The organism is Streptomyces sp. NPDC058662, assembly GCF_042716255.1.
Taxonomy (GTDB): Bacteria; Actinomycetota; Actinomycetes; order Streptomycetales; family Streptomycetaceae; genus Streptomyces.
The window spans coordinates 48103-69099 of the sequence record NZ_JBHXRU010000023.1 but is presented as its reverse complement, the minus strand read 5'-3'; the positions used below and the strand labels follow the sequence as shown (position 1 = coordinate 69099).

Below are 20997 nucleotides of genomic sequence, written 5' to 3'. Positions count from 1 at the left end.
GCCTGCTCGCTCCAGGAGTACCCCATGGCTGTCATCAACGCGGACGCCCTGTCCACCCCCGGCCCGGTCGCCGAGGCGTCCGACCCGCGCGAGTCCATGACCGTGCTTCCCGGCTTCCTGCAGTACCCGCTGACGATCTTCACGGGCAAGGCGCTGCCCGGACAGCGGTCCCTCGGCTGGACCCCTACGTTCCACCTGGTCACAGCCACCGCGTCCATGGTTGCCGGCGCCTTGCTCAGTACGGTTGGCTACGCACTGGGCGGCGCCTGGCTGCTGCTCCTCCTGCCGGGCTGGGCCGTGACCCTGCACGGGATGCGAAACCTCCGGATGATGGTCTACCACCAGTGCTCGCACCGGAACATGTACCGGCGCCGTAAACCGGACCGGATCATCGGCCACGCCGTATCGAGCCTGCTCGTCATCCAGAACTTCCAGCGGTACAGCCGCGAGCATGTCAGCGACCACCACGCGACCCATCACATGACCCTGCAGGACCCGACGGTGCAGGCCTTCCTGGTCAGCCTGGGCATGCACCCGGGTCTGACCCGACGCCAGATGTGGCGCCGACTGCTGGGCAAGCTCGTATCACCCCGCTTCCACTTCGCCTTCGCCGTCTCGCGCGTGCGGTCCTTCCTCACGGAGTCCGCACGCAGCGAGAAGGTCTCGGCGCTCTGCCTGTACGGAACGGCCATCGCCGTGACCGTGCCCACGGGCACCTGGGCGGCCCTGCTCGTCGTCTGGTTCGTACCGCTCGTCCCGCTGTTCCAGATCAGCAACACCCTACGGCTGTGCGTGAAGCACACCTTCCCGAAGGCCGGCGTCGAAGACCGTCACAGCCGGGCCTACTTCGCGTCGCTGACCAACGCCATCTTCATCGGCGAGCCGGTTCCCTCGCACCGGCTGCCGGCCGTGCGGCGCGCCCTGGCCTGGACGCGCTGGACGGCGCGGTTGCTGTTCGTGCACGCCCCGTCCCGCTACCTCGTCCTGACCGGCGACACGGTGGTGCACGACTACCACCACCTGCACCCGCGCAGCCCCGACTGGGCGAACTACCTCTTCGTCCGGCAGCAGGACGCCGAGCGCGGCGGACCCGGCCGGCCTCCGTACCAGGAGGTGTGGGGGCTGGTCCCCGCCATCAGCCACGTCTTCGACTCGCTGACCGCTGCCGACCCCGCCGAATTCGACGTCAGCCGGCTGAGGTCCGTGAGCAAGCGCGAACTGTTCGCCGCCTTCGATGACTGACCGCGCCCCGACCCGGCCGACCGAGCCGGCCGGCCACCCGACTCCACCGATCCGACCGAACCCAGTACAGGACTCTGCGATGCGGACCACGCCCGACCAGCACACCCTCTCCCGTACGGTCATCCTCGGAGTGGCGGCCAGCGACAGCCACGCGGTGGCCAACCACCTCATTTCCTACTCGCTGCGCGGGTTGGGGTTCGACGTCGTCAACCTCGGCACCTGCACGTCCGTGGAGGAGTTCGCCCAAGCCTGCGAGGAGCACCCGCACGCCGAGGCCGTCGTCATCGGCAGCCTCAACGGCCATGTCCACGAGGACCTGCGGGGGCTGGACCGGGCCAAGCAGTCCGGCCGGATCACCTGCCCGGTCGTCGTCGGCGGCAACCTGTCGGTGGGAAGCCACAAGGACTCCTCCTCCCACGACCGGCTCTACGCCGCCGGGGTGGACCACATCCTGTCCGAACCGGCCGAGCTGCCCGCGCTCCTCGACGCGCTGCGTGCGTCCCGCCTGCGGCCCGTGGCCGCCGGCCTGGCGGCGTCATGAGCCTGACCTCACTGCCGCCGCTCGGCGGGGTGCGCAGCAGCGGTGACGCCCCCGGCGGCGTGAGCGGTCTGCCGACGCCGGCGGAGTCCGCCGCGTACATCGCCTCGCTCGGCAAGCCCACGGCCGCCGAGGTCCTCGCCGACTGCCGCGCCCGGGGCCGGGTGGCCATTCAGCCCCGCTGCGGTGTCGGCGGCCATGCGGAGATGATGGACCTCCTCGCGGCTCTGGAGGCGCGGGCGCGGCCCGACGTCCTCACGCTCACCATCGATTCCCACACCCGCCTGAAGCGGTTCGAGGAGGCGCTGCGCACGCTCAACCTGCGCCCCGGTGATCTGAACGGATACCCCCTGGTCGCCCACGGCTGGCGCCGCGGCAGAGAACTCAACGAGCTGGTCGCGGCGCCCCTGGAGGTCCGGCATGGTTCTCCGGACGCCCGGACCCTCTTCGACGTCTCCGTCGCCTCCGGCATCACCTCGTTCGAGGGCGGTGGCATCTCCTACAATCTGCCGTACTCCAAGGCCGTGCCGCTCGCCGAGTCCCTCAGTGCATGGCAGGACGTCGACCGCCGCTGCGGGGAGCTCGCCGAGCTCGGTGTGGTCATCGACCGTGAGCTGTTCGGCACCCTGACCGCCGTGCTCGTACCCCCCTCCATCAGCCTCGCCATCAGTGTGCTGGAGGCGGTGCTCGCCGCCCGCGCGGGCGTGCGCTGCGTCTCCGTGGCCTACCCGCAGGGCGGCAACCTGCCCCAGGACGTCGCCGCGCTGCGCAGCATCGCGGTGCTCGCCGAGCGCTACCTGCCCGCCGGTACACAAGTCCACGCGGTGCTGCACGAGTTCATGGGTGTGTTCCCTCGCGAGCGCGGCAACGCCGAAGACCTGATCTTCTACGGGGCGCTCGTCGCCCGGCTCGGCGGGGCGTCCAAACTGATCACCAAGACGTACCAGGAGGCATACGGGATCCCGGACACCGAGGCGAACGTGGCGGGTCTGCGCCTGGCCGACCGGGCGAACTCCTCGCTGCTCGACTTCATCACGGTAGACGAGGTTCAGGTGGCCGAGGAGATGCGGTGGATCCTCGCCGAGGTCGCGGACCTCGTCGATCCGCTGTTGGAGAGCGACGACCTGATCGCGGCCATCACCGGCGCGTTCGAGGAGGGACGGTTGGACATCCCGTTCAGCGCCAGCCGCTACGCACGCTCCGAGATCATCCCGCGCAGGGACGCGACCGGCGCCATCCGCTACCTGTCGGCCGGCGCGCTGCCCTTCTCGGCGGCGCAGAGCGGCCGCAACGACGAACTGCTGCACTCCGGAGACGGGCCCGCCTCGGGCCTCGACACACTGATGGACCAACTCACAGGCGACATAAACTACTTCCGCACTGTCTTCCGGGAGACGGCGCCCGTACCCGCACCCGCCGAACCGAGGATCTGATGCGCGCTCTCCATGTCACCACCCCCGGCGGCCCCGCCGCCCTCGTCGCCACCGACCTGCCCGAACCGGCCGCCCTGCCGGGCCAGGTCGTCGTGCGCAACGCGGCCGTGGGCCTGAACTTCATCGACGTCTACTACCGCAACGGGACCTATCCCGCGGCGTACCCCCTCGTGCCGGGTCAGGAGGCGGCCGGCACCGTCACCGCTGTGGGCGTCGGGGTCGAGGACTTCGCGCCCGGCGACCGGGTCGCCTATGCGACCCAGCTGGGCGCCTACGCCCAGTACACCGCCGTACCGGCCTCGAAGCTGGTGCGCGTCCCCGACGACGTCGCCCTGTCCGACGCGGCGGCGGTACTCCTCCAGGGGCTCGCCGCTCACTATCTGACCCACACCACGCACGCCGTGGCGTCGGGCGAGACGGTGGTCGTCCTCGCGGCGGCCGGAGGCCTGGGCCAGCTGCTCGTCCAGCTGGCCGCGCACCGCGGCGCCACGGTGGTGGCCGTCGCCTCCAGCGAATCCAAGCGGCGAACGGCCGTCGCCGCCGGTGCCCACCACACGCTGTCCTACGGGGACTTCGAGACCGGCGTGCGCGAGGTCACCGGCGGCGAGGGCGCGCATGTCGTCTACGACTCGGTGGGCGCGCCGACCTACCGCAGCAGCGTCAAGGCTTTGCGTCGCCGCGGCACCCTGGTCGTCTGCGGGCTGTCCGGCGGTCCCGTACCGCCGTTCGACGTGGAGCTCCTTCGCATGTCCGGATCCCTCTACCTGACCCGGCCCACACTGGCAGACCACGTCCCGGACGCCGCGTCGCTCCGGGCCGCGGCGGCCGAGCTGTTCGGCTACGTGGCCCGTGGCGTCGTACGGCCGAGCGTGCACGCGGAACTGCCACTTGCCGACGCCCCACGGGCGCATGAGCTCCTGGAGGGCCGGACCACTACGGGCAAGGTCCTGCTCACACCGTGAAGGGCTCCGGCACGAGCGTCGACACCAGGGCCGAGGCGTCGGCCGGCCCTGCCGCGTCCGGACCCGCGCGCCGGGGCCTCGGTGCTGTCCCGGCACCGGCCCTCATGTTCGTCGGGATGGTCAGTACCCAGCTCGGCGCGGCCTTCGCCAAGCAGCTGTTCGGCACGGTGGGCCCCGCGTCCATGACGGTGCTACGGCTTGGCTTCGCCGCGGTCGTGCTGCTGCTGTGGCGGCGCCCCTCACTACGCCTGGACCGGCGCACGGCGGGCGCGGTCGTCGGGCTCGGGGTCGCCATCGCCGGCATGAACATGTGCTTCTACCTCGCCATGGCCCGGCTGCCCGTAGGAGTGGCGCTGACCGTCGGCATGGCCGGCCCGCTCACCGTCGCGGCGTTGGCGTCGCGACGGGTGCGCGACAGGCTGTGGACCGTGCTCGCGGCCTGCGGCATCGCGCTGCTGGGTTGGCAGGGCGGCGCCGCGGGCGCCACCGGGCTGCTGATCGCACTGGCCTGTGCCGTGTTCTGGGGTTCCTACGTACCGCTGTCGGCACGGGTCGGGAAACTGCTGCCCGGCGGTGACGGCCTGGCCCTGGCGATGGCGTTCGGCATGCTGTGCACGCTGCCGATGGGACTGGCCGAAGGGGGTTCCGCGCTCGGCCGGCCGACCGTGCTGGCCTTGGGATTCGGTATCGCGATGCTGTCGTCGCTGGTGCCGTACACCTGCGAGATGGAGACGCTGCGCCGGGTGTCCGCCCTCGTCTTCGGAGTGCTGCTGAGCCTGGAACCGGCCATTGGCGCACTCGTCGCCCTGCTCGTCCTGAACGAAACCATCTCGCTGCCGCAAGCCCTCGGCCTGACAGCGGTGTGCGTCGCGTCGATCGGAGTCATCCGGGGCACGCGCACGGCCCGCGGCACGACTCCCGGGGACCCACCCCTCACCTCACGAGACCAAGGACCACCACAGTGATCGAGACAGGCGAGAACACAGCCCTCGCGGGCCGTCCGGAGGGCCTGGAGCAGCTCCGGCTGCTGGTGGAGGCTGCCCTCGGCTCCCTCCACAACGCCTCCCTCAAGCGCGGGGGCCCGATCGCGGCCGGAGGGCCCGACGCGGCCCTCGCCGCGGTACGGAAGGTTCTGGACGGTGACCGGATCCTCGCCGACCACCCCACCGCCCGGCGGGTGGCAGACCTCTTCGACGCGTACGCGGCCTCCGCGGCCGATCTGACGCATCCGGCGGCCGTGTCCCGGATGCAGTGCGCACCCACAGCCGTGTCCGCCGCCGCCGAACTCCTGGCGGCCGTACTCAACCAGTCGATGCACTCCTGGGAGAGCGGCCCCTTCGCGCTCGAACTGGAGCGGCGGCTGATCCGGGAGATGGCGTCCTGGGTCGGCTACGGCGAGGAGGCATTCGGCACGCTGACCCCCGGGGGCAGCATCTCCAACCTGATGGGCCTGCTGCTCAGCAGGGACCACGCGCTGGCGCGGAGCCGGAGCGGGGACGGCCCGTTCGACGCGTCGCAGGCGGGTCTGTCGGGCCTGGGGGCCCGACCGCGGATTCTGTGCTCGGCCGCCGCCCACTTCTCCATCGCCCGCGCGGCCGGCTTCCTCGGGCTCGGCAGGGACGCCGTGGTGAGCGTGCCGGTGGACGACCGGGGCAGGATGCTCGCCGATGAGGCACGGCGCATACTCGACGGCTTCGGGCCGGACGAGGTCGCGGTGGCGCTGGTCGCGACCGCGGGCACGACCGACCACGGGTCGTTCGACCCGCTGCCGGAACTGGCGGCGCTCGCCGCAGAACGGCGCGTCTGGCTGCACGTCGATGCCGCGTACGGCATCGGGGCACTGTTCTCCACCACCCTCGCCCCCCTCCTCGACGGGCTGGCCCTGGCCGACTCGATCGCCTTCGACCTCCACAAGTTCGGTTGGACCCCGGCCTCTTCGAGTGTCCTGCTGGTGCGCGACGAGCAGCACATGGAATGCCTGAGCCAACAGGCCGTCTACCTCAACCCGACGGACGACGAAGCCGCCGGCTTCTCGGCCCTGCTCGGCAGCTCGATGCAGACGACCCGTCGCGCCGACGCCTTCAAGATCACAGCTTCCCTGCTGGCGGTCGGCCGGAAGGGCATGGGCAGCTGGGTGGACGCCTGCCACGCGCAGGCGCGGTATGCGGCGGCCCGTATCGCGGACTCGGACGACCTGGACCTGGTGGCGGACCCGATCCTCAGCACCGTGATTTTCCGGTGCCGGGCCTCGGCAACCGCGCCGGTCGTCGACGAAGGCGCCTGGAACGCCGCCGTCAGAAGGAAGCTGATGGCCGAGGGCCGCGTCTTGCCGGCCCGTACGAAGGCGCCCGGCCCGGACGGCCGGCCGCAGGTCCACCTCAAGCTCGTGTTCCTGAACCCGGCGACCACCTTCGAGGAGATCGACGAGGTGTTGGCCGATGTGGTGGCCGCCGCACGCGAGACAGCCGTCTCGGAGGCGTCCGCTCATTCGTCCAGCCAGCCCGCGCGGCGGGCGTAGCTGCCGGCCTGGAAGCGGTTCTGGGCGCCCAGTTCCGTCAAGAGGTCGGTGACGTGGCGGCGGTAGCTGGTCGTGGACATCGACAGGCGCCGGGCGGCCACCTCGTCCTTCATGCCCGCGTCGAGCAGCCGGAGGATGGAGCGGCGCAGCTCCTCCTTGGCGTGCGCCCGCGGAGCGGACGTGCCCCTGTCGGCGAACGGGCGGGCCGAGTTCCAGACGCCCTCCCAGGAGCGGTACAGGTGGCGGACCAGCGAGGGGTCGCGCACGAGGAGGGCGCCCTGACCGGCCGGCTGCTCGGGGTCGGCGATCACCGCGACTCCGGCGTCGATCAGCACCAGGCGGTCGGGGATGTGGCTGACCGTGCGGTACTCCACTCCCAGTTCGGCCATGCGGCTCATGTGCTGGCGCATGTAGCCGTGGGTCAGTACGGCATGGGGGTAGAGAGTGCGGCACAGGACACCTCGGCCGACCGTCTCAGCGGTGCGCGGCTGGCCGTCCTCCAACGTCTCGGCCGGCGGCACTTCGGGGTGGGCGGTGAGGACCTCGACCCGGGCCGAGGCCGAGACCCGCTCCAGCGCGGAGCGAATGCCGTCGAGCGAGGTGAGGTACTCGATCAGTGCCTTCGTGCGGTGGTTCTCCCACGCCTCGTCGAAGACCGTCTTCATTGTCATGACCTGGGCGCTGAGTATGTCCGCCCGTCGGCGCAGCCGCCGGATGTCGGCCTCGATGGGCCCGACCAGGTGGGTAACCGCCACCTCGGGGTTGCTGGGGACGTAGCAGTCAGAGGCCGGCACGGGTCCTGGCGCCGGGTTGACCCCCCGGGGGCGCAGCAGGTGGAGGGCGCTGAGGTCGGCGACGGCCGTTTCGACCTCCTCTGCCGATCGGTCCAGGTCGACCGCGGCGAGGGCGGGCCAGAGGGCTCCGCGCTCAAGAGCCATTTTGTAGATGGTTACATGAATTTCATGTAACTCGGGAATCGCGGGTTTGGGTGTCGCTTCTGCCTGGATTTCGATGGTCTCAACCTCTGTTCAAGGGTGAGGGGAACTCACCAACGACTTGTCGCCACTGTATTGCGGTGGCGGGAAGTGCCCATACTTCGGCAAGCTGATCCCCGAGGGCAGCGGATAGGCCTTCGAGTCGAAGTCAGCAACGGGGAGTGATTGAATCGTGGTCCGCAACCGAATAAATTCTGTGTTCCTGCTCGCGTTCGCCGCTTCGGCGGTGCTCGCGCTCGCCGGATTCGCGGCAACCGGTGGAAGTGATGTCGGCGCACCGTCCATGGCTGTTTCGCACCAGGTCAATGGCGACATCATCTGGCACGGACCGGCGGCCTGATCGGGGCGTAGCGGTGCACGGGGCGGGGCGTCGATAAAGCGCCGAGGGGTGCGGTGGGGCGCGAGTGAGACAATGTCTCCGTTAATGCGAAGCCGCGACGTCCCGCCACTGTGCACTCCCTTGACGCGTATCCGACCGCGATATGTCGATATTCGACCGACGTCACGACAATCGGCGCATACCGGGAAATGCAGCGCCGATGATCTTGGATCATAGCAGAGGGCTCGGAATGGGAACGGGCTATTTTACGGGGGAACGCGGCGACCGCACCAAGGGGGTTGTGACCGGCTCCCGAGGCATTGGGGGGGGGGTACTACGGTGCCCGGCTCGCGCCGCAGCCGGACACGAGGTGCATTTCGTGGGCCGCCGGTCCCACCTTGCCGCTCTGAGGGAACACGGGCTGACGGTTACCGGACCGGGGCCGCGCTGCAGCGGGGCGTCGCCGTCTGGTCGCGGCGGGGCCGCCGGGTTACGCGTCCGGAGCGCTCAGCGGCGCGGACGTGATGTGTGCCATGGGGGCGCAGCGGACCTGGTAGCGGCCGTTGGGGACGTGTTCGGCCGCGGCGAGCCGCACGGTCAGCGGCCCGGCCCATTCGTAGCCCTCGCGCTCGCCGTGGCGCTCCAACCGGTCGGTCAGCTCCTGCCCCACGACGGTGAGGTGGGGGCCGATCTCGGCGTACACGGGCGGAGGCAGCTCGACGGTGTACACGTTTGGCACCACCGTGCGGTGGGAGCTGCACACGACGGCCTGCTCGTCGCACGTTCGGAGCAGCGCCTCCACCACCTCCGCCTCCGCCGCGTCACTGCCGAACAGCTTCTCCGCCACTACCTGTTCGGCCCGCTCGATCGCCCGCTCCCAGCTCTTCAGTGTGCCCATGAACCGCACCTGCCCGGCTTTCGCGACGTCACGCGCCCGCGAGGACGGCGGACACGCCCGGCAACGCGGGGGAGTGCCCCTCGCGCGCCGCGGTACCCGCGGACGGACGTCTCGTCCGGACCGCCATCCGCGCGGCAGCAACCGCATCACCACCACCCGAAGCGGGTCGTTTTCGGATCCTGCCCGCTATGGTCGGGTCCCGATCGATCGAGTGGGGGACGCGTGGTGCGTCGGTGGAAGTGGAGTCGGCCGGTGGTGCTCGCCGCCGTGGCCGCGGCGGTGCTGGTCGCGGGCGCGGGTGCGTACTGGTTCCAGCCGTGGAAGCTGTGGCGGGACGAGACCGTGCGCGAGGCGCTGCCCGCCGCCTCGGCGCCGGCCCCGTCGGGCGCGGGGTCCGCGTCCGCGGCGCCGGCGGAGCCGCGGGTGCTGGCCTCGGGCGAGCTGATCAGCCATGAGCACCGGACGAGCGGCACGGTCACGCTCGTGCGGCTCGCCGACGGCTCGCACACGGTGCGGCTGGAGGGCCTGGACACCAGCAACGGTCCGGATCTGCGGGTCTGGCTCACCGACGCGCCCGTGAAGGAGGGCGTGGAGGGCTGGCGTGTCTTCGACGACGGCGCCTACGTCAGCCTCGGCAAGCTCAAGGGCAACAAGGGCGACCAGAACTACGAGGTCCCGCCCGAGGTCGACCTGTCCCGGTATTCGAGCGTGAGCATCTGGTGCGACCGCTTCGACGTGTCCTTCGGCGCGGCGGCCCTCACCGCGGCCTGATTGACCCGGTCGGGGTATCCCGACGCGTCCCGACGGGCCCCGGATCGTACGATGACCCCATGATCTCCGCCGAGCAGCCGAGGAGCCGCCGCCCCGCCGGGCGCGGCTTCGCGCTGCTGGTGCTCGTGGTGCTGGCCGGGGTCCTGGCCATGCACGGTCTCGGACCGCGCCCGGCGCTGCGGGCGGCGCAGCCCCCGGCGGTCGGCGCCGAGCACGGGACGGCGGCGGCCCACGGCGCGGCGGCCCCGGTCGCGCACGCCCACGGCGGGGCGGCCCCGGTCCCGCACGCCCACACCGGTGCCGCGCAGCTCGGTGCCGCCCACGGCGCGGGCGGGGACTGCGCGCACCGATCCGGCGGGACCGGGCACCTCCAGCACGCGGACGGCACCTGCGCCGCCACCGGGACGGCGGCCCCGTACGCACCGCCCGCCCTCACGGCGGGACTCGGAGCGGCGCCCGCGCCGCCGCCGGCACCCGGTGACCCGGCGGCGGCGGACAGGGCCGGGCGCGCGCCGCCCGACCTGGCCGAGCTGCAAATCCTGCGGATATAGCGCGGCCCGCACGGCACCCTCGTTCCGGCCCGGCCGGCGACGGGTGCCGCGCGCCGTCACGCCCTCTTCCGTACGGACGCGCGTGCCCGCGGGGCCGCGCACCAAGGAGTCGCACTGCCATGACCGACCTCAGCACGCACCGTTCTCCCGCCCGCCGTTCCCCCGCCCGCCGGGCCGCCGCCGCCGTGGCGGCCGCCGCGACCTCGTTCGTGCTGGCCGCCTGCGGGGCCGACGGCTCCGGCGCGGCCGGCGCCGCGCACGACGGCCACACCGCCACGACGCCGTCCGCGTCCGCGCAGGCCGCGACACCGACCGCGACACCGACCGCGCGGGGGCAGCACAACGCCGCCGACGTCGCCTTCGCCCAGGGGATGATCCCCCACCACCGCCAGGCCGTGGAGATGGCCGCGCTCGCACCGACCCGGGCCGGGTCCGCCGAGGTGAAGAAGCTCGCCGACGAGATCCAGAAGGCCCAGGACCCCGAGATCAGGACCCTGTCGGCCTGGCTGACCTCCTGGGGGCAGCAGGTGCCCGCCGAGGGCGGCGGGGACCACTCCGGGCACGGCGGCGCGGGCGGCATGATGACCGCCGCGGAGATGGACGCGCTGTCGAAGGCGTCCGGCAAGGCCTTCGACACCGCCTTCCTGGAGCTGATGGTCAAGCACCACGAGGGGGCCGTCGAGATGGCGAAGCAGGAGAAGGCGGCCGGGGCCTTCCCGGGCGCCACCACGATGGCCGACGCCATCATCACGTCCCAGAGCGCCGAGATCGACCGGATGAACGGGCTGCTCGGCAAGAGCTGACGGGATCCTGTCCCCGCCCGTCCCGCGGCGCGCCGCCGGGGACCCTCAGCGGTCCGCGGCGGCGCGTCCCCGGCTCCGGTGGAAGAATGGATGCCGCCGTAGCGGGGGCCTCGTCGGAGGTGTTCGGATGCCCCGTGGTGAGCCCCGCAGAGTGGCGGAGACGGCCGTCGTCGTCGGCGCGAGCATGGCCGGGCTGTGTGCCGCCCGGGTCCTGTCGGAACGCTTCGACCAGGTCGTCGTCCTCGACGGGGACGCCCTCGGCCAGGACGGCGGCCGGCATCCCGGGGTCCCTCAGGGCCGCCAGCCCCACCTGCTGCTGCGCGCGGGAGCGCGACTCCTGGAGGAGTGGTTCCCGGGGCTCACCCGCGAGCTGTACGGGAGCGGGGCCACCGAAGTCGACTACTGCCGGGACATCCACCGGCACCGCGGCGGGGGCGTGCTGGCCCGCCCGGCGTCCGGGCTGCGCGTCCCGGTGATGTCCCGGCCGCTCCTGGAGGCGACGGTACGCGGACGCCTGGCCGGCCTCGGACATGTCACCCTGCGCGGGCGGTCCCCGGTGCACGGACTGGTCACCGACGCCTCGGGCACCCGGATCGCCGGAGTCCGGCTGGCCGGCGGTGCCACCCTCGGATGCGCCCTGCTGGTCGATGCCACGGGGAGCGGTGCCCGCAGCCTGGACTGGATCGCGGACCTCGGGTACGGGGCGCCGCCGCTGTCCGTGGTCACCGTCGGGACCCACTACGCGAGCCGGATCTACCGCCGCGACGAGGCGGGCGCGACCGTACGGGACTGGAAGGCGGCCGTGGTGACGGGGGCGCCCTCCCTGCGACGGCTGGCGATGGCCCTGCCGCTGGAGGGAGGCCGCTGGATCGTGGCGCTGATCGGCGTCAACGGCGAGGTGCCGCCCACGGACGAGGACGGCCGGATCGCCTTCGCCCGTTCATTGGACTCCCCGGTCGTCGCGGACCTCATGGCCGCCTCGGAGCCCCTCACGGAGCCGGCCGCCGACCCGTTCCCCGAGAACCGCCGCCGCCACGTCGAGCGGCTGCGGCGCTTCCCGTCCGGCTGGGTGCTGCTCGGGGACGCCGTCGCCGCCCTCGACCCGATCCACGCACAGGGCATGACCTCGGCGGCCCAGCAGGCCGTGGTGCTCGGCGAGTGCCTCGACGGCACGGGAAGGATCAGCCACGCCTTCGGCCGCCGCTACTTCGACGCGGTCGCGCGGACGGTGGCCGCCCCCTGGTCCCTCGCGGCCGGCGGCGACTTCGCCTACGCGGGCACCACGGGCCCCAAGCCCGCGGGAACGGACCTGTTCAACCGGTATGTGGAACGGGTCGTCCGCGCCGCGCGGTACGACGACGCGGTCAGCGTCCGCTTCGGCGAGGTCGAGGGTCTCGTCCGCCGCCCCGAGGGGCTGCTCGCCCCCGGCTTCGTCCTGCGCGTCCTGCGCTCCGCCCGCCGTGAGGCATGATCGGGGGATGTCTGATCGCATCATTGCCGCCTGTGACGGAGCCGCGAAGGGGAACCCCGGACCGGCCGGATGGGCCTGGGTCATCGCCGACTCCCAGGGCACGCCGCAGCGTTGGGAAGCCGGCCCGCTGGGGCGCGCCACCAACAACGTCGGGGAGCTCACCGCACTGCAGCGGCTGCTGGAAGCCGTCGACCCCGGGACGTCCGTGGAGGTGAGGATGGACTCCCAGTACGCGATGAAGGCCGTGACCCAGTGGCTGCCGGGCTGGAAGCGCAACGGCTGGAAGACCTCGTCCGGCCAGCCCGTGGCCAACCGCGAACTCGTGGAGCGGATCGACCTCCTGCTGGCCGACCGGGACGTCACCTTCCAGTACGTACCGGCCCACCGCGAGGACGGCGACCACCTGAACGCCATCGCGGACCAGGCCGCGAGCGAAGCCGCGCTGAGCCAGCAGGCCGCCGGGACCGCCCTGGGGGACGCGGACATGCCGGTACCGGCGCCGACGCGCAGCGGACCCGCCACCCGCAAGGGCGCCGCGCGGAAGTCCGCCGCCCCCGGCGCCGCTGGGGGCCGAGCCTCCGCGTCCCGGGCCATCAAGGCGAAGTTCCCCGGCAGCTGCCCGTGCGGACAGCCGTACGCCGCCGGGGAGATGATCGCGAAGAACGGGAACCGCTGGGGCCACGCGAGCTGCGCCGAGGCCGGCACCCCCGCGTAGCCCGGCGCCCGCGGGGCGGGCCGGCGGGCACGGTCCGGTCAGTCGCCGGGCACGACACGGCCCGCGTGCAGTTCCAGCGGGCCGGCGCCCGTGGCACGCGCGTCGAGGCAGGCCTCGATCTGGCGGCGTAGCGAGGGCTTGACCAGGGCCCGCAGGTCCGCGCGGTCGACGGCGCGCCAGTCGAGCAGTTCGGCGGGGTCCAGCCGGACGCGTGCGAGGGCGGACGCGTCGAGGACCCCGCCGTCGTAGAGGAAGCGGACCCGGGCCGGACGGCCCTTCTTGTGGGCCCAGTTGACGGCGAGGAGGCGGCCCGGGGCGCGGTCCAGGCCGAGCTCCTCGCGGACCTCCCGCCGGGCCGCCGCCCGCGGGGTCTCGCCGAGGTCGCTGTCGATGCCGCCGCCGGGCAGGTTCCAGCGGTCCGGCCGGCCGTACGCGGGCCGTACCAGCACGGCCCGGCCGGCGGGGTCCGTGAACAGCACGCTCGCCGACGTGAGGGCCTTGGGCCGGTTCGCCCGGTGGCTGGCGGCGTCCAAGGCCCCCGCGTGCTCCAGTTCCGCGCGCCGGGACGGGTCCAGGCCAGCCGCGGAGCCCGGCTGCGGCACCCCGTCGACCAGGTGCGCGACGGAGCCCGCGTACAGCGCGGCCAGGCCGGCCCGCAGCCGCGGCGCGACGCGGGCGGGCAGGGCCGCGCACGCCTCGCGGGGCGGGAGCCAGCGGGCCGCGGTGATCTCGCCGTCGACGAAGGAGAGGGCCGAGGCCTCGTCCGGTGACAGCGGGCCGACGAGGTGCACGTGCGCGACGAGCGAGCGGCCGAGCGGGCCGGGCGGCCGGGAGTCCACGGCGAGCAGCCGCCCCACCGGCACGGTCAGGTCGAGCTCCTCCCTCAGTTCGCGTGCGAGGCCCTCCTCCGGGGTCTCGGTGTCCTCGACCGTGCCGCCCGGCAGCTCCAGGTCCGTCTTGTACGAGGTCGTCAGTACGAGGACCCGCCCGTCGCCGTCCAGGACGATCCCGGTGGCGGCGACGAGCGGGGCGGGCAGCGCCGCGTAGTGGGCGCGCGCGTCCGCGGGAGACGGGCCGCCGGGGGAGGGGGGACCGGCCGAGGGCGGGCCGGCCGACGGGCGGCCGGCGGAAGGGCTGCCGGCGAAGGGGCGGTGGGCGGAGGGGCGGTCGGGCACGGCGGCTCCTGAGGTCGGCTGTCGCGGGCGGGGCGGCGCCCGCAAGGCCGCGCTCCGGGGCGGCGTTCCACGCGGCCCGCCCGCCCCAGCACTATCGCCCGCGCCGTCCCGCGCCCGGCGCCGACATGCTGCGGTCAGGCACGGGCCAGCAGCATGCCGCCCATGGTGACCATGGTCGCCGCGACGAGCCCGTCCAGGACGCGCCACGCCTTGGGTCGGGCCAGCAGGCCGCTGAGCAGCCGTGCGCCGTAGCCGAGCGCGCCGAACCAGGTGAGGCTGGCCAGCCCGGCGCCGAGACCGAAGGCCCAGCGCAGGTCTCCCCGGTCCGCGGCGAGGGAGCCGATGAGCAGGACGGTGTCCAGGTAGACGTGCGGGTTGAGCCAGGTCATGGCCAGGCAGGCCAGTACCGCCCGGCGGGCGGAGCCGGGCGCGGCGCCCCGGGCGTCCCCCGCGACGAGGGCGGCGCCGGGGTCCGGCCGCAGGGCGCGGCGGGCGGCCAGGAGCCCGTAGCAGATCAGGAACCCGCCGCCGGCGATCCCGACCGCGGTCAGGGCGGCGGGCCAGGCGGTGACGAAAGCGCCCACGCCCGCCACGCCGAGGGCGATGAGGAGCAGATCGGAGACGGCGCAGATGGCGACCACGGCCAGGACCGCGTGGCGGCGCGCCCCCTGGCGCAGGACGAGGGCGTTCTGCGCGCCGATGGCGACGATGAGGGAGAGGCCGGTTCCGAAGCCGGCGAGGGCCGCCGTGATGATGCCGTGTGTCATGCCGTCGACCGTAGACAGCGGCCCGCTTTCAGTACAGCTAAAGATTTTTACGTACCCTTAGCGATTGTGATGGAAGAACTTCCCCTGGACCAGGTGCGGACCTTGCTGGCGGTCGTGGACGAGGGCACCTTCGACGCCGCCGCGGCCGTCCTGCACGTGACGCCGTCCGCCGTCAGCCAGCGGGTCAAGGCGCTGGAACAGCGCACCGGGCGGGTGCTCCTCATGCGGACGAAACCGGTCCGGGCCACGGAGTCCGGCGAGGTGGTGATCCGCTTCGCCCGGCAGCTGGCGCGGTTGGAGCGGGACGCCCGGAGCGAGCTGGGCATGGCCGACGGGGCCGGCCCGGTGCGGCTGCCGATCGCGGTGAACGCGGACTCCCTGGCGACCTGGTTCCTGCCCGCCCTGAGCCGGGTCCCGCAGGAGCCCCCGGTCTGCTTCGAGCTGCACCGCGAGGACGAGTCGCACACCACGGCGCTGCTCCGCGAGGGGCAGGTGATGGCGGCGGTCACCTCCTCCCCGGATCCGGTGGCCGGATGCACCGTACGGGGGCTCGGCCTGGCGCGGTACCTGCCGGTGGCGAGCCCCGGCTTCGCCGCCCGCCACCTGCCGGGGGCGGGCGCGGGGGTGGAGGTGCCGGTACGGGAGCTGCGCGAGGCGCCGACGATCGTCTTCGACCGCAAGGACGAGCTGCAGGACGCCTTCGTCCGCACGCTGGCCGGAGGTGCGGTCGACGGCGCCGGCCCCGTACGGCACTCCATGCCCACCTCGGAGGGGTTCCGCGACGCGGTGGTGGCCGGGCTGGGGTGGGGCCTGGTGCCGGAGCCGCAGGCGGGGCCGCTGGTACGGACCGGCGAGCTGGTGCTGCTGGCGCCGCGCCGGCCGATGGACGTACCGCTCTACTGGCAGCAGTGGAAGCTGGACTCGCCGCTGCTGTCGATGGTCGCGCGGGTGGTCGCCGAGGCGGCGGCGGAGGCCCTGCGCGCCCCCGGGGCGGGCGGGCGGGGCCCCCGCGGCGTCAGGGGCTCGTGAGGACCACCAGCTGCCGGGTCGCGCGCGTCATCGCGACATAGCGGTCGACGGCTCCCTCCACACCCGTGCCGAAGGTCTGCGGGTCGACGAGCACGACCAGGTCGAATTCGAGCCCCTTCGACAGGCCCGGTGTCAGCGACCGGACCCGGGGCCCCGCCCGGAGCGGGCGCCCGGCCGGGCCCCCCGTGCCGATGACGCAGGCGGTCCCGTCGGTGTGCGCGGCGAGCCAGGTGTCCAGGACGGCGTCCAGCTCAGTGACGGAGCCGTGGACGACGGGGATGCCGCTGCCGCGGACGGAGGCGGGCACATTGGCGTCGGGGAGCGCCGCGCGGATGACCGTCTCGGCTTCCGCCATGACCTCCCGCGGGGTGCGGTAGTTGATGCTCAGCGAGGCCACGGTGATCCGGTCGAGCCCGACCCGCTCCAGCCGTTCCCGCCACGACTCCGGGAACCCGTCCCGGGCCTGGGCGCGGTCGCCGACGACGGTGAAGCTCCGCGACGGGCAGCGCAGCAGCAGCATCTGCCATTCGGCGTCGGTCAGCTCCTGGGCCTCGTCCACGATGACGTGCGCGAACGGTCCGGCCAGCAGGTCCGGTTCGGGGCCCGGCCGCGCCGCCTCGTCGATCAGGGTGTCCCGCAGGTCCCGCCCGTTCAGCATCGTCACCGCGCCCTCCCCGTCGTCGTCGGCCGCCAGCAGGCCGTCGATGACGTCGGCCCTGCGCGCGTGCTCGGCGGCGACGGAGGCTTCGTGTCGACGCCTGCGCGCCGAGGCCCCGGGGTCGCCGAGCCGCTGCCGGGCCGCGTCCAGGAGCGGCAGGTCGGACACCGTCCAGGCGTGGGCGTCCGCGCGCTGGAGCGCGGCCACGTCGTCGGCGCCCAGCCACGGGGCGCACCGGCGCAGGTAGGCGGGGACCGACCACAGGTCTCCGACGAGGTCGGTCGCTTCGAGCACCGGCCACGCCCGGTCGAGCGTCCCGATCAGCTCCCGGTCCCGCAGCAGGTGCCTGCGCAGCAGTGCGGGCGGGGCGTCGCCGTCGTCCTTGTCCATCAGGATCGCCACCAGCTCCTCCCGGATCACCTCGCGCGCCTCGTTGTGCGCGACGCCCCGCGCCGCTTCGAACGCCACCGCCCAGTCGTCGGGGCTCAGCCGCAGGTCGGACCAGGGGGTCGACAGGGTGGTCCCCCGGGTCGGCGGCTCCTCGTAGAGGGCGACGGCCGGTTCGATCGCCTTCACCAGGTCGGCGGACGCCTTCAGGCGGGCCACGCGCGGGTCGGTCTCGGGCGCGGCCGCGGCCCCCTCGGCGACGAGGTCGCGCAGGGTGCAGGTCCGCACCCCCTCCTCGCCCAGGCTCGGCAGGACGTCGGCGACGTAGGCGAGGTAGGGCTGGTGCGGACCGACGAACAGGACGCCGCCCCGGCGGTGGCCGAGGCGGGGGTCGGAGTACAGCAGGTGGGCGGCGCGGTGCAGCGCTACGACGGTCTTGCCCGTACCCGGACCGCCGTCGACGACGAGCGCGCCGCGGGACCCGGCCCGGACGACGGCGTGCTGGTCGGACTGGATGGTCGCCAGGACGTCGCGCATCCGGGCCGACCGGGTGCCGCCCAGGCTCGCGATGAAGGCGGACTGGTCGTCGAGCGCGGCGTGCCCCTCCAGCCCGTCGGCGGTGAAGACCTCGTCCCAGTAGTCGCTGACGCGGTCGGCGGTCCAGCGGTACCTGCGGCGGCTGGCCAGGCCCATCGGCTCGGAGTGCGTCGCCGCGAAGAAGGGCTCGGCCGCGGGGGAGCGCCAGTCGAGCAGCAGCCTGCGCCCCGTGCTGTCGGTGAGTCCGAGGCGGCCGATGTACACGGGTTCCGAGCCGTCCGCCGGGACGACGCGGCCCAGGCACAGGTCGAGGCCGAAACGGCGCAGGGTGCGCAGGCGCGCGGTGAGGCGGTGGATCTCGGCGTCGCGGTCCATCGCGGCCCGGCCGAGGCCGCCGGGCGCCCGCCGCTCCGCTTCGAGGCGGTCGGACAGCTCGGAGACGGACTGCCGCAGGCTCTCGGAGATGGCGGTGAAGTGCCGTTCGTCGGCGCCGATCAGAACGGGGTCGGCCTTGGGGGAGAGGTGGTCGGGAAGGTCGAACGCGCTGGTGGTCGACAAAGGCACACGCACTTCGTGAAACTCCCATTTCTGCAGCTTCTGGCCTGAGTGCGCGATTGTGCCGCAGGTCAGGGGCCTTGCCGCAAGCCCCCCAGTGCGCTATAAGTTAGGAGTGGCGAAGAGTGGGTTGTCCTCTTCGCCTTTGTCGTTCGCCCTTGCTGTTCGCGTTTGTCGTTCGCGTTCGTCGTTGGCGGCGACGGCCGACCGAGCGAGCACCCGAGAGCACAGATCGCCCGGTGGGCCGGCGCCTCCCTCTGGACAGTGGTCGTAGCGGGCCCGGCTCCCGCCTCGGATACCGTGTTCCTCTACGGGGTGCCATAACGGATGTGACGCCCCCCACCGGAGGTAGTCAGCGTATGAGTTCAAAGCGCAGCAAGAATCCAGCCCTGCCCGTACTCGACGACGCATTCCGACTGGCGTCGGTCAAGGACGCCGAAGAGTCCACCCGGGACTTGGCCGCGCGGCTGGCCACCACCGAGCTGCGCCGCGCTTCCCACCCGGGCCGGGTCACCTGGGAGCCCACCGATCAGGCCGAGCCCGTACCGGTCCCGCCGTCCGTGGTCGACGGTGACGGGGACCTGTGGCTGCGGGACCGGGGCACTGGCACCTGGACCATGCCCGAGTTCAACCCGAAGGATTTCCCGGCCCGCTGTGGCGAGGTTCTGACGTGGAACCAGCTTGCCCGCGAGTTCGGCCCGCTGACCGGACTGGCCGACGACCGCCGCATCGGCGGCGGCCGGCGCTGACCGCGCAGCCTTCTGGGACCCTGAAGCGCCCGTTACGGGTAGCTGGGAGCTCCGGCTGGGCCCCCGCCCCCCACGCGTCCCCGCCGCCGTACGGCCGCTCCCGCCCCACCGGGCGGTGACCTGGGCGGCGGCGGTGGCACACTGGGCCGAGTGCCGCCGAAGGGGAGTGCGACCTTGTCCGTGTTCAGCAACCTGCGCCGGGTCGTGCGCCGCGGCTACCGGCGTGCCGTCGACCTCAGCCACCCGTCCCGCTCCCCCCTGGGCAGCGCGGTGGTCAACTGCGTCGTCTACCGGGACGGGGTGCGGCAGGAGGATTGCGGGGAGGTCGAGGAGGCGCTGCGCCGGGTCCGCAAGACGGGCGACGGTTTCGTCTGGATCGGCCTGCACGAGCCCTCGCAGGAGGAGCTCGCCGGGCTCGCGGCCCTGTTCGCACTGCACCCCCTCGCGGTCGAGGACGCCGTGCACGCGCACCAGCGCCCCAAGGTGGAGCGGTACGACGACACGCTGTTCTCCGTGTTCAAGACCGTGCGCTACGTCGAGCACGAGGAGCTCACCGCGACCAGCGAGGTGGTGGAGACCGGCGAGCTGATGGCCTTCACCGGCGAGGACTTCGTCATCACCATCCGGCACGGCGGCCGCGGCACCCTGGGGCCGGTCCGCGAGGCGCTGGAAGCCGATCCGCAGCAGCTGGCCAAGGGCCCGGCGGTGGTGCTGCACGCCATCGCCGACCACGTGGTGGACGACTACACGGCGGTCACGGACGCGGTGCAGAACGACATCGACGCCGTGGAGACCGCCGTGTTCAGCGAGCACGGGGGCCGGGGGGACGCCGGGCGGATCTACCAGCTCAAGCGGGAACTCCTGGAACTGCGGCGGGGCGTGGCGCCCCTGAGCCGCCCGCTGCAGCAGCTGGCCACCCAGCCGATACCGGTCATCCCGGCGGAGATCCGCGCGTACTTCCGCGACGTGGCCGACCACCTGATCCGCGCCACCGAGCAGATCAGCGCGTACGACAACCTCCTCGACTCCATCCTCCAGGCCCACCTGGCGCAGGTGACCGTCGCGCAGAACGAGGACATGCGCAAGATCACGGCCTGGGCCGCCATCGTCGCGGTCCCCACCATGGTCTGCGGCGTGTACGGCATGAACTTCGACCACATGCCCGAACTGCGCTGGACGTACGGCTACCCCCTCGTCCTCGGCGTGATGGCGGTCGCCTGCTTCGTCATCCACCGGGGCTTCCGGCGCAACGGCTGGCTCTGAGGCGAGCGGCGACGGCCTCCGGCCGCCGCCGGGCGGTCCGAGGCCAATTCCCGCTGTCGCCCAATGGCTTGACCGTGACGTAAGGCGGGCATAAGTTCTGCCCGGCCCGCTCCAGCGGGACGGGCCGACGATCCGTCGCACGGGGGGACGCATGCACTACTACACCGATGTCCTGAAGAAGTACGCCGTCTTCAACGGTCGCGCACGCCGCCAGGAATTCTGGATGTTCTTCCTGTGCAACCTCGCGGTGGCCGTGGCGGTCCTGCTCATCGACCTGGCGGTGGGCGCCGCGATGATCCTCTACTACGTGTACGTCCTGGCCGTCGCGGTACCGGGCATCGCCCTCGCCGTGCGCCGGCTGCACGACACCGGCAAGTCCGGCTGGTGGTACTTCGTGGTCCTCATCCCCCTCGTCGGTGCCATCTGGCTCATCGTGCTCATGGCCACCGAGGGCACGCCCCAGGCGAACGAGTACGGCCCGAGCCCCAAGGCCGTCCACGCCTGACCGGCACCCCGCACCGCGCACACGCGAGCGCCGCCGCCGACGGACCCCGTCGGCGGCGGCGCTCCGGCGTGACGCGCGTCTCGCGCCGCGGACGGCAGGGGGGCTGTCCAGACAGCCCCGATCACGAGATATCTTGATGTCGAGCAATGTTGCAGA

At 73.0% G+C, this 20997-nt stretch carries 21 protein-coding genes; 16 read left to right on the top strand and 5 right to left on the bottom strand.

Annotated features, from left to right (window positions below):
• Window positions 1-24 precede the first annotated feature (24 nt).
• The 6 genes from ACFWUQ_RS11625 (at window position 25) to ACFWUQ_RS11600 (ending at window position 6693) form a co-directional block, all read left to right on the top strand.
• Window positions 25-1242, top strand: a complete 1218-nt coding sequence (locus ACFWUQ_RS11625) for a fatty acid desaturase (RefSeq protein ID WP_384536176.1) — start codon at window positions 25-27, stop codon at window positions 1240-1242.
• Window positions 1243-1321: 79 nt separating this feature from the next.
• Window positions 1322-1783 carry a cobalamin-dependent protein gene (locus tag ACFWUQ_RS11620; protein ID WP_384536173.1) on the top strand — a complete coding sequence of 154 codons (462 nt, stop codon included), beginning with the start codon at window positions 1322-1324 and terminating at the stop codon, window positions 1781-1783.
• Window positions 1780-3213, top strand: a complete 1434-nt coding sequence (locus ACFWUQ_RS11615; RefSeq protein WP_384536170.1) for a methylaspartate mutase — start codon at window positions 1780-1782, stop codon at window positions 3211-3213. Before ACFWUQ_RS11620 ends, ACFWUQ_RS11615 begins: the two co-directional genes overlap by 4 nt.
• Window positions 3213-4175, top strand: coding sequence for a quinone oxidoreductase family protein (locus ACFWUQ_RS11610; protein ID WP_384536169.1), 963 nt, complete (start codon window positions 3213-3215; stop codon window positions 4173-4175). The genes ACFWUQ_RS11615 and ACFWUQ_RS11610 overlap by 1 nt, the downstream gene beginning before the upstream one ends.
• Window positions 4176-4291: 116 nt before the next feature.
• Window positions 4292-5140 carry a DMT family transporter gene (locus tag ACFWUQ_RS11605; RefSeq protein WP_384536166.1) on the top strand — a complete coding sequence of 283 codons (849 nt, stop codon included), beginning with the start codon at window positions 4292-4294 and terminating at the stop codon, window positions 5138-5140.
• Window positions 5137-6693: a pyridoxal phosphate-dependent decarboxylase family protein gene (locus ACFWUQ_RS11600; RefSeq protein ID WP_384536163.1), complete on the top strand. Its 1557-nt coding sequence runs from the start codon at window positions 5137-5139 to the stop codon at window positions 6691-6693. Before ACFWUQ_RS11605 ends, ACFWUQ_RS11600 begins: the two co-directional genes overlap by 4 nt.
• Here ACFWUQ_RS11600 and ACFWUQ_RS11595 read toward each other — a convergent pair.
• Window positions 6660-7631, bottom strand: a complete 972-nt coding sequence (locus tag ACFWUQ_RS11595) for a hypothetical protein (protein ID WP_384536160.1) — start codon at window positions 7629-7631, stop codon at window positions 6660-6662. The two genes, ACFWUQ_RS11600 and ACFWUQ_RS11595, sit on opposite strands and share 34 nt — an antisense overlap.
• A 253-nt stretch (window positions 7632-7884) precedes the next feature.
• Here ACFWUQ_RS11595 and ACFWUQ_RS11590 point away from each other — a divergent pair, with 253 nt between their 5' ends.
• The gene (locus ACFWUQ_RS11590) at window positions 7885-8028 is read left to right on the top strand and encodes a hypothetical protein (protein WP_384536157.1); all 144 of its coding nucleotides are present in this window, start codon (window positions 7885-7887) and stop codon (window positions 8026-8028) included.
• A gap of 469 nt (window positions 8029-8497) precedes the next feature.
• Here ACFWUQ_RS11590 and ACFWUQ_RS11585 read toward each other — a convergent pair whose 3' ends face one another.
• Window positions 8498-8905, bottom strand: coding sequence for a DUF3662 domain-containing protein (locus ACFWUQ_RS11585; protein WP_384536154.1), 408 nt, complete (start codon window positions 8903-8905; stop codon window positions 8498-8500).
• 252 nt (window positions 8906-9157) lie between these two features.
• Here ACFWUQ_RS11585 and ACFWUQ_RS11580 point away from each other — a divergent pair, with 252 nt between their 5' ends.
• The 5 genes from ACFWUQ_RS11580 to ACFWUQ_RS11560 all read left to right on the top strand — a co-directional run bounded on the left by ACFWUQ_RS11580 (window position 9158) and on the right by ACFWUQ_RS11560 (window position 13216).
• Window positions 9158-9676, top strand: coding sequence for a DM13 domain-containing protein (locus ACFWUQ_RS11580; RefSeq protein ID WP_384536151.1), 519 nt, complete (start codon window positions 9158-9160; stop codon window positions 9674-9676).
• Window positions 9677-9735: 59 nt separating this feature from the next.
• On the top strand, window positions 9736-10227 hold the full coding sequence (locus tag ACFWUQ_RS11575; RefSeq protein WP_384536148.1) for a DUF6153 family protein: 492 nt from the start codon (window positions 9736-9738) through the stop codon (window positions 10225-10227).
• A gap of 119 nt (window positions 10228-10346) precedes the next feature.
• On the top strand, window positions 10347-11030 hold the full coding sequence (locus ACFWUQ_RS11570; protein WP_384536146.1) for a DUF305 domain-containing protein: 684 nt from the start codon (window positions 10347-10349) through the stop codon (window positions 11028-11030).
• Between the two features lie 127 nt (window positions 11031-11157).
• Entirely contained in the window at window positions 11158-12501 is a 1344-nt protein-coding gene (locus ACFWUQ_RS11565) for an FAD-dependent oxidoreductase (RefSeq protein ID WP_384536143.1), read from the top strand.
• Window positions 12502-12508: 7 nt separating this feature from the next.
• Window positions 12509-13216 (top strand): ribonuclease H, encoded by a 708-nt coding sequence (locus ACFWUQ_RS11560; RefSeq protein ID WP_384536141.1) that lies wholly within the window; start codon window positions 12509-12511, stop codon window positions 13214-13216.
• Window positions 13217-13254: 38 nt separating this feature from the next.
• On the opposite strand, the gene ACFWUQ_RS11555 is transcribed toward ACFWUQ_RS11560, so the two are convergent.
• Together ACFWUQ_RS11555 and ACFWUQ_RS11550 are read right to left on the bottom strand one after the other, a co-directional pair.
• Window positions 13255-14391, bottom strand: coding sequence for an NUDIX domain-containing protein (locus ACFWUQ_RS11555; RefSeq protein WP_384536139.1), 1137 nt, complete (start codon window positions 14389-14391; stop codon window positions 13255-13257).
• Between the two features lie 134 nt (window positions 14392-14525).
• Window positions 14526-15158: a LysE/ArgO family amino acid transporter gene (locus ACFWUQ_RS11550; RefSeq protein WP_384536136.1), complete on the bottom strand. Its 633-nt coding sequence runs from the start codon at window positions 15156-15158 to the stop codon at window positions 14526-14528.
• Window positions 15159-15227: 69 nt separating this feature from the next.
• Between ACFWUQ_RS11550 and ACFWUQ_RS11545 the strand changes: the two genes are divergently transcribed.
• Entirely contained in the window at window positions 15228-16187 is a 960-nt protein-coding gene (locus ACFWUQ_RS11545; protein ID WP_384536195.1) for a LysR family transcriptional regulator ArgP, read from the top strand.
• Here ACFWUQ_RS11545 and helR read toward each other — a convergent pair.
• Window positions 16174-18333: an RNA polymerase recycling motor ATPase HelR gene (gene helR / locus ACFWUQ_RS11540; protein ID WP_384536134.1), complete on the bottom strand. Its 2160-nt coding sequence runs from the start codon at window positions 18331-18333 to the stop codon at window positions 16174-16176. The genes ACFWUQ_RS11545 and helR overlap by 14 nt on opposite strands.
• A gap of 350 nt (window positions 18334-18683) precedes the next feature.
• On the opposite strand from helR, the gene ACFWUQ_RS11535 reads away from it, so the two are divergent.
• The 3 genes from ACFWUQ_RS11535 to ACFWUQ_RS11525 all read left to right on the top strand — a co-directional run bounded on the left by ACFWUQ_RS11535 (window position 18684) and on the right by ACFWUQ_RS11525 (window position 20841).
• Window positions 18684-19073, top strand: a complete 390-nt coding sequence (locus ACFWUQ_RS11535; protein WP_384536131.1) for a hypothetical protein — start codon at window positions 18684-18686, stop codon at window positions 19071-19073.
• 174 nt (window positions 19074-19247) lie between these two features.
• Window positions 19248-20336: a magnesium/cobalt transporter CorA gene (gene corA, locus ACFWUQ_RS11530; protein WP_384536129.1), complete on the top strand. Its 1089-nt coding sequence runs from the start codon at window positions 19248-19250 to the stop codon at window positions 20334-20336.
• Window positions 20337-20487: 151 nt separating this feature from the next.
• Complete coding sequence (locus ACFWUQ_RS11525; protein WP_384536127.1) at window positions 20488-20841, top strand: DUF805 domain-containing protein; 354 nt, start codon at window positions 20488-20490, stop codon at window positions 20839-20841.
• Window positions 20842-20997: the final 156 nt, after the last annotated feature.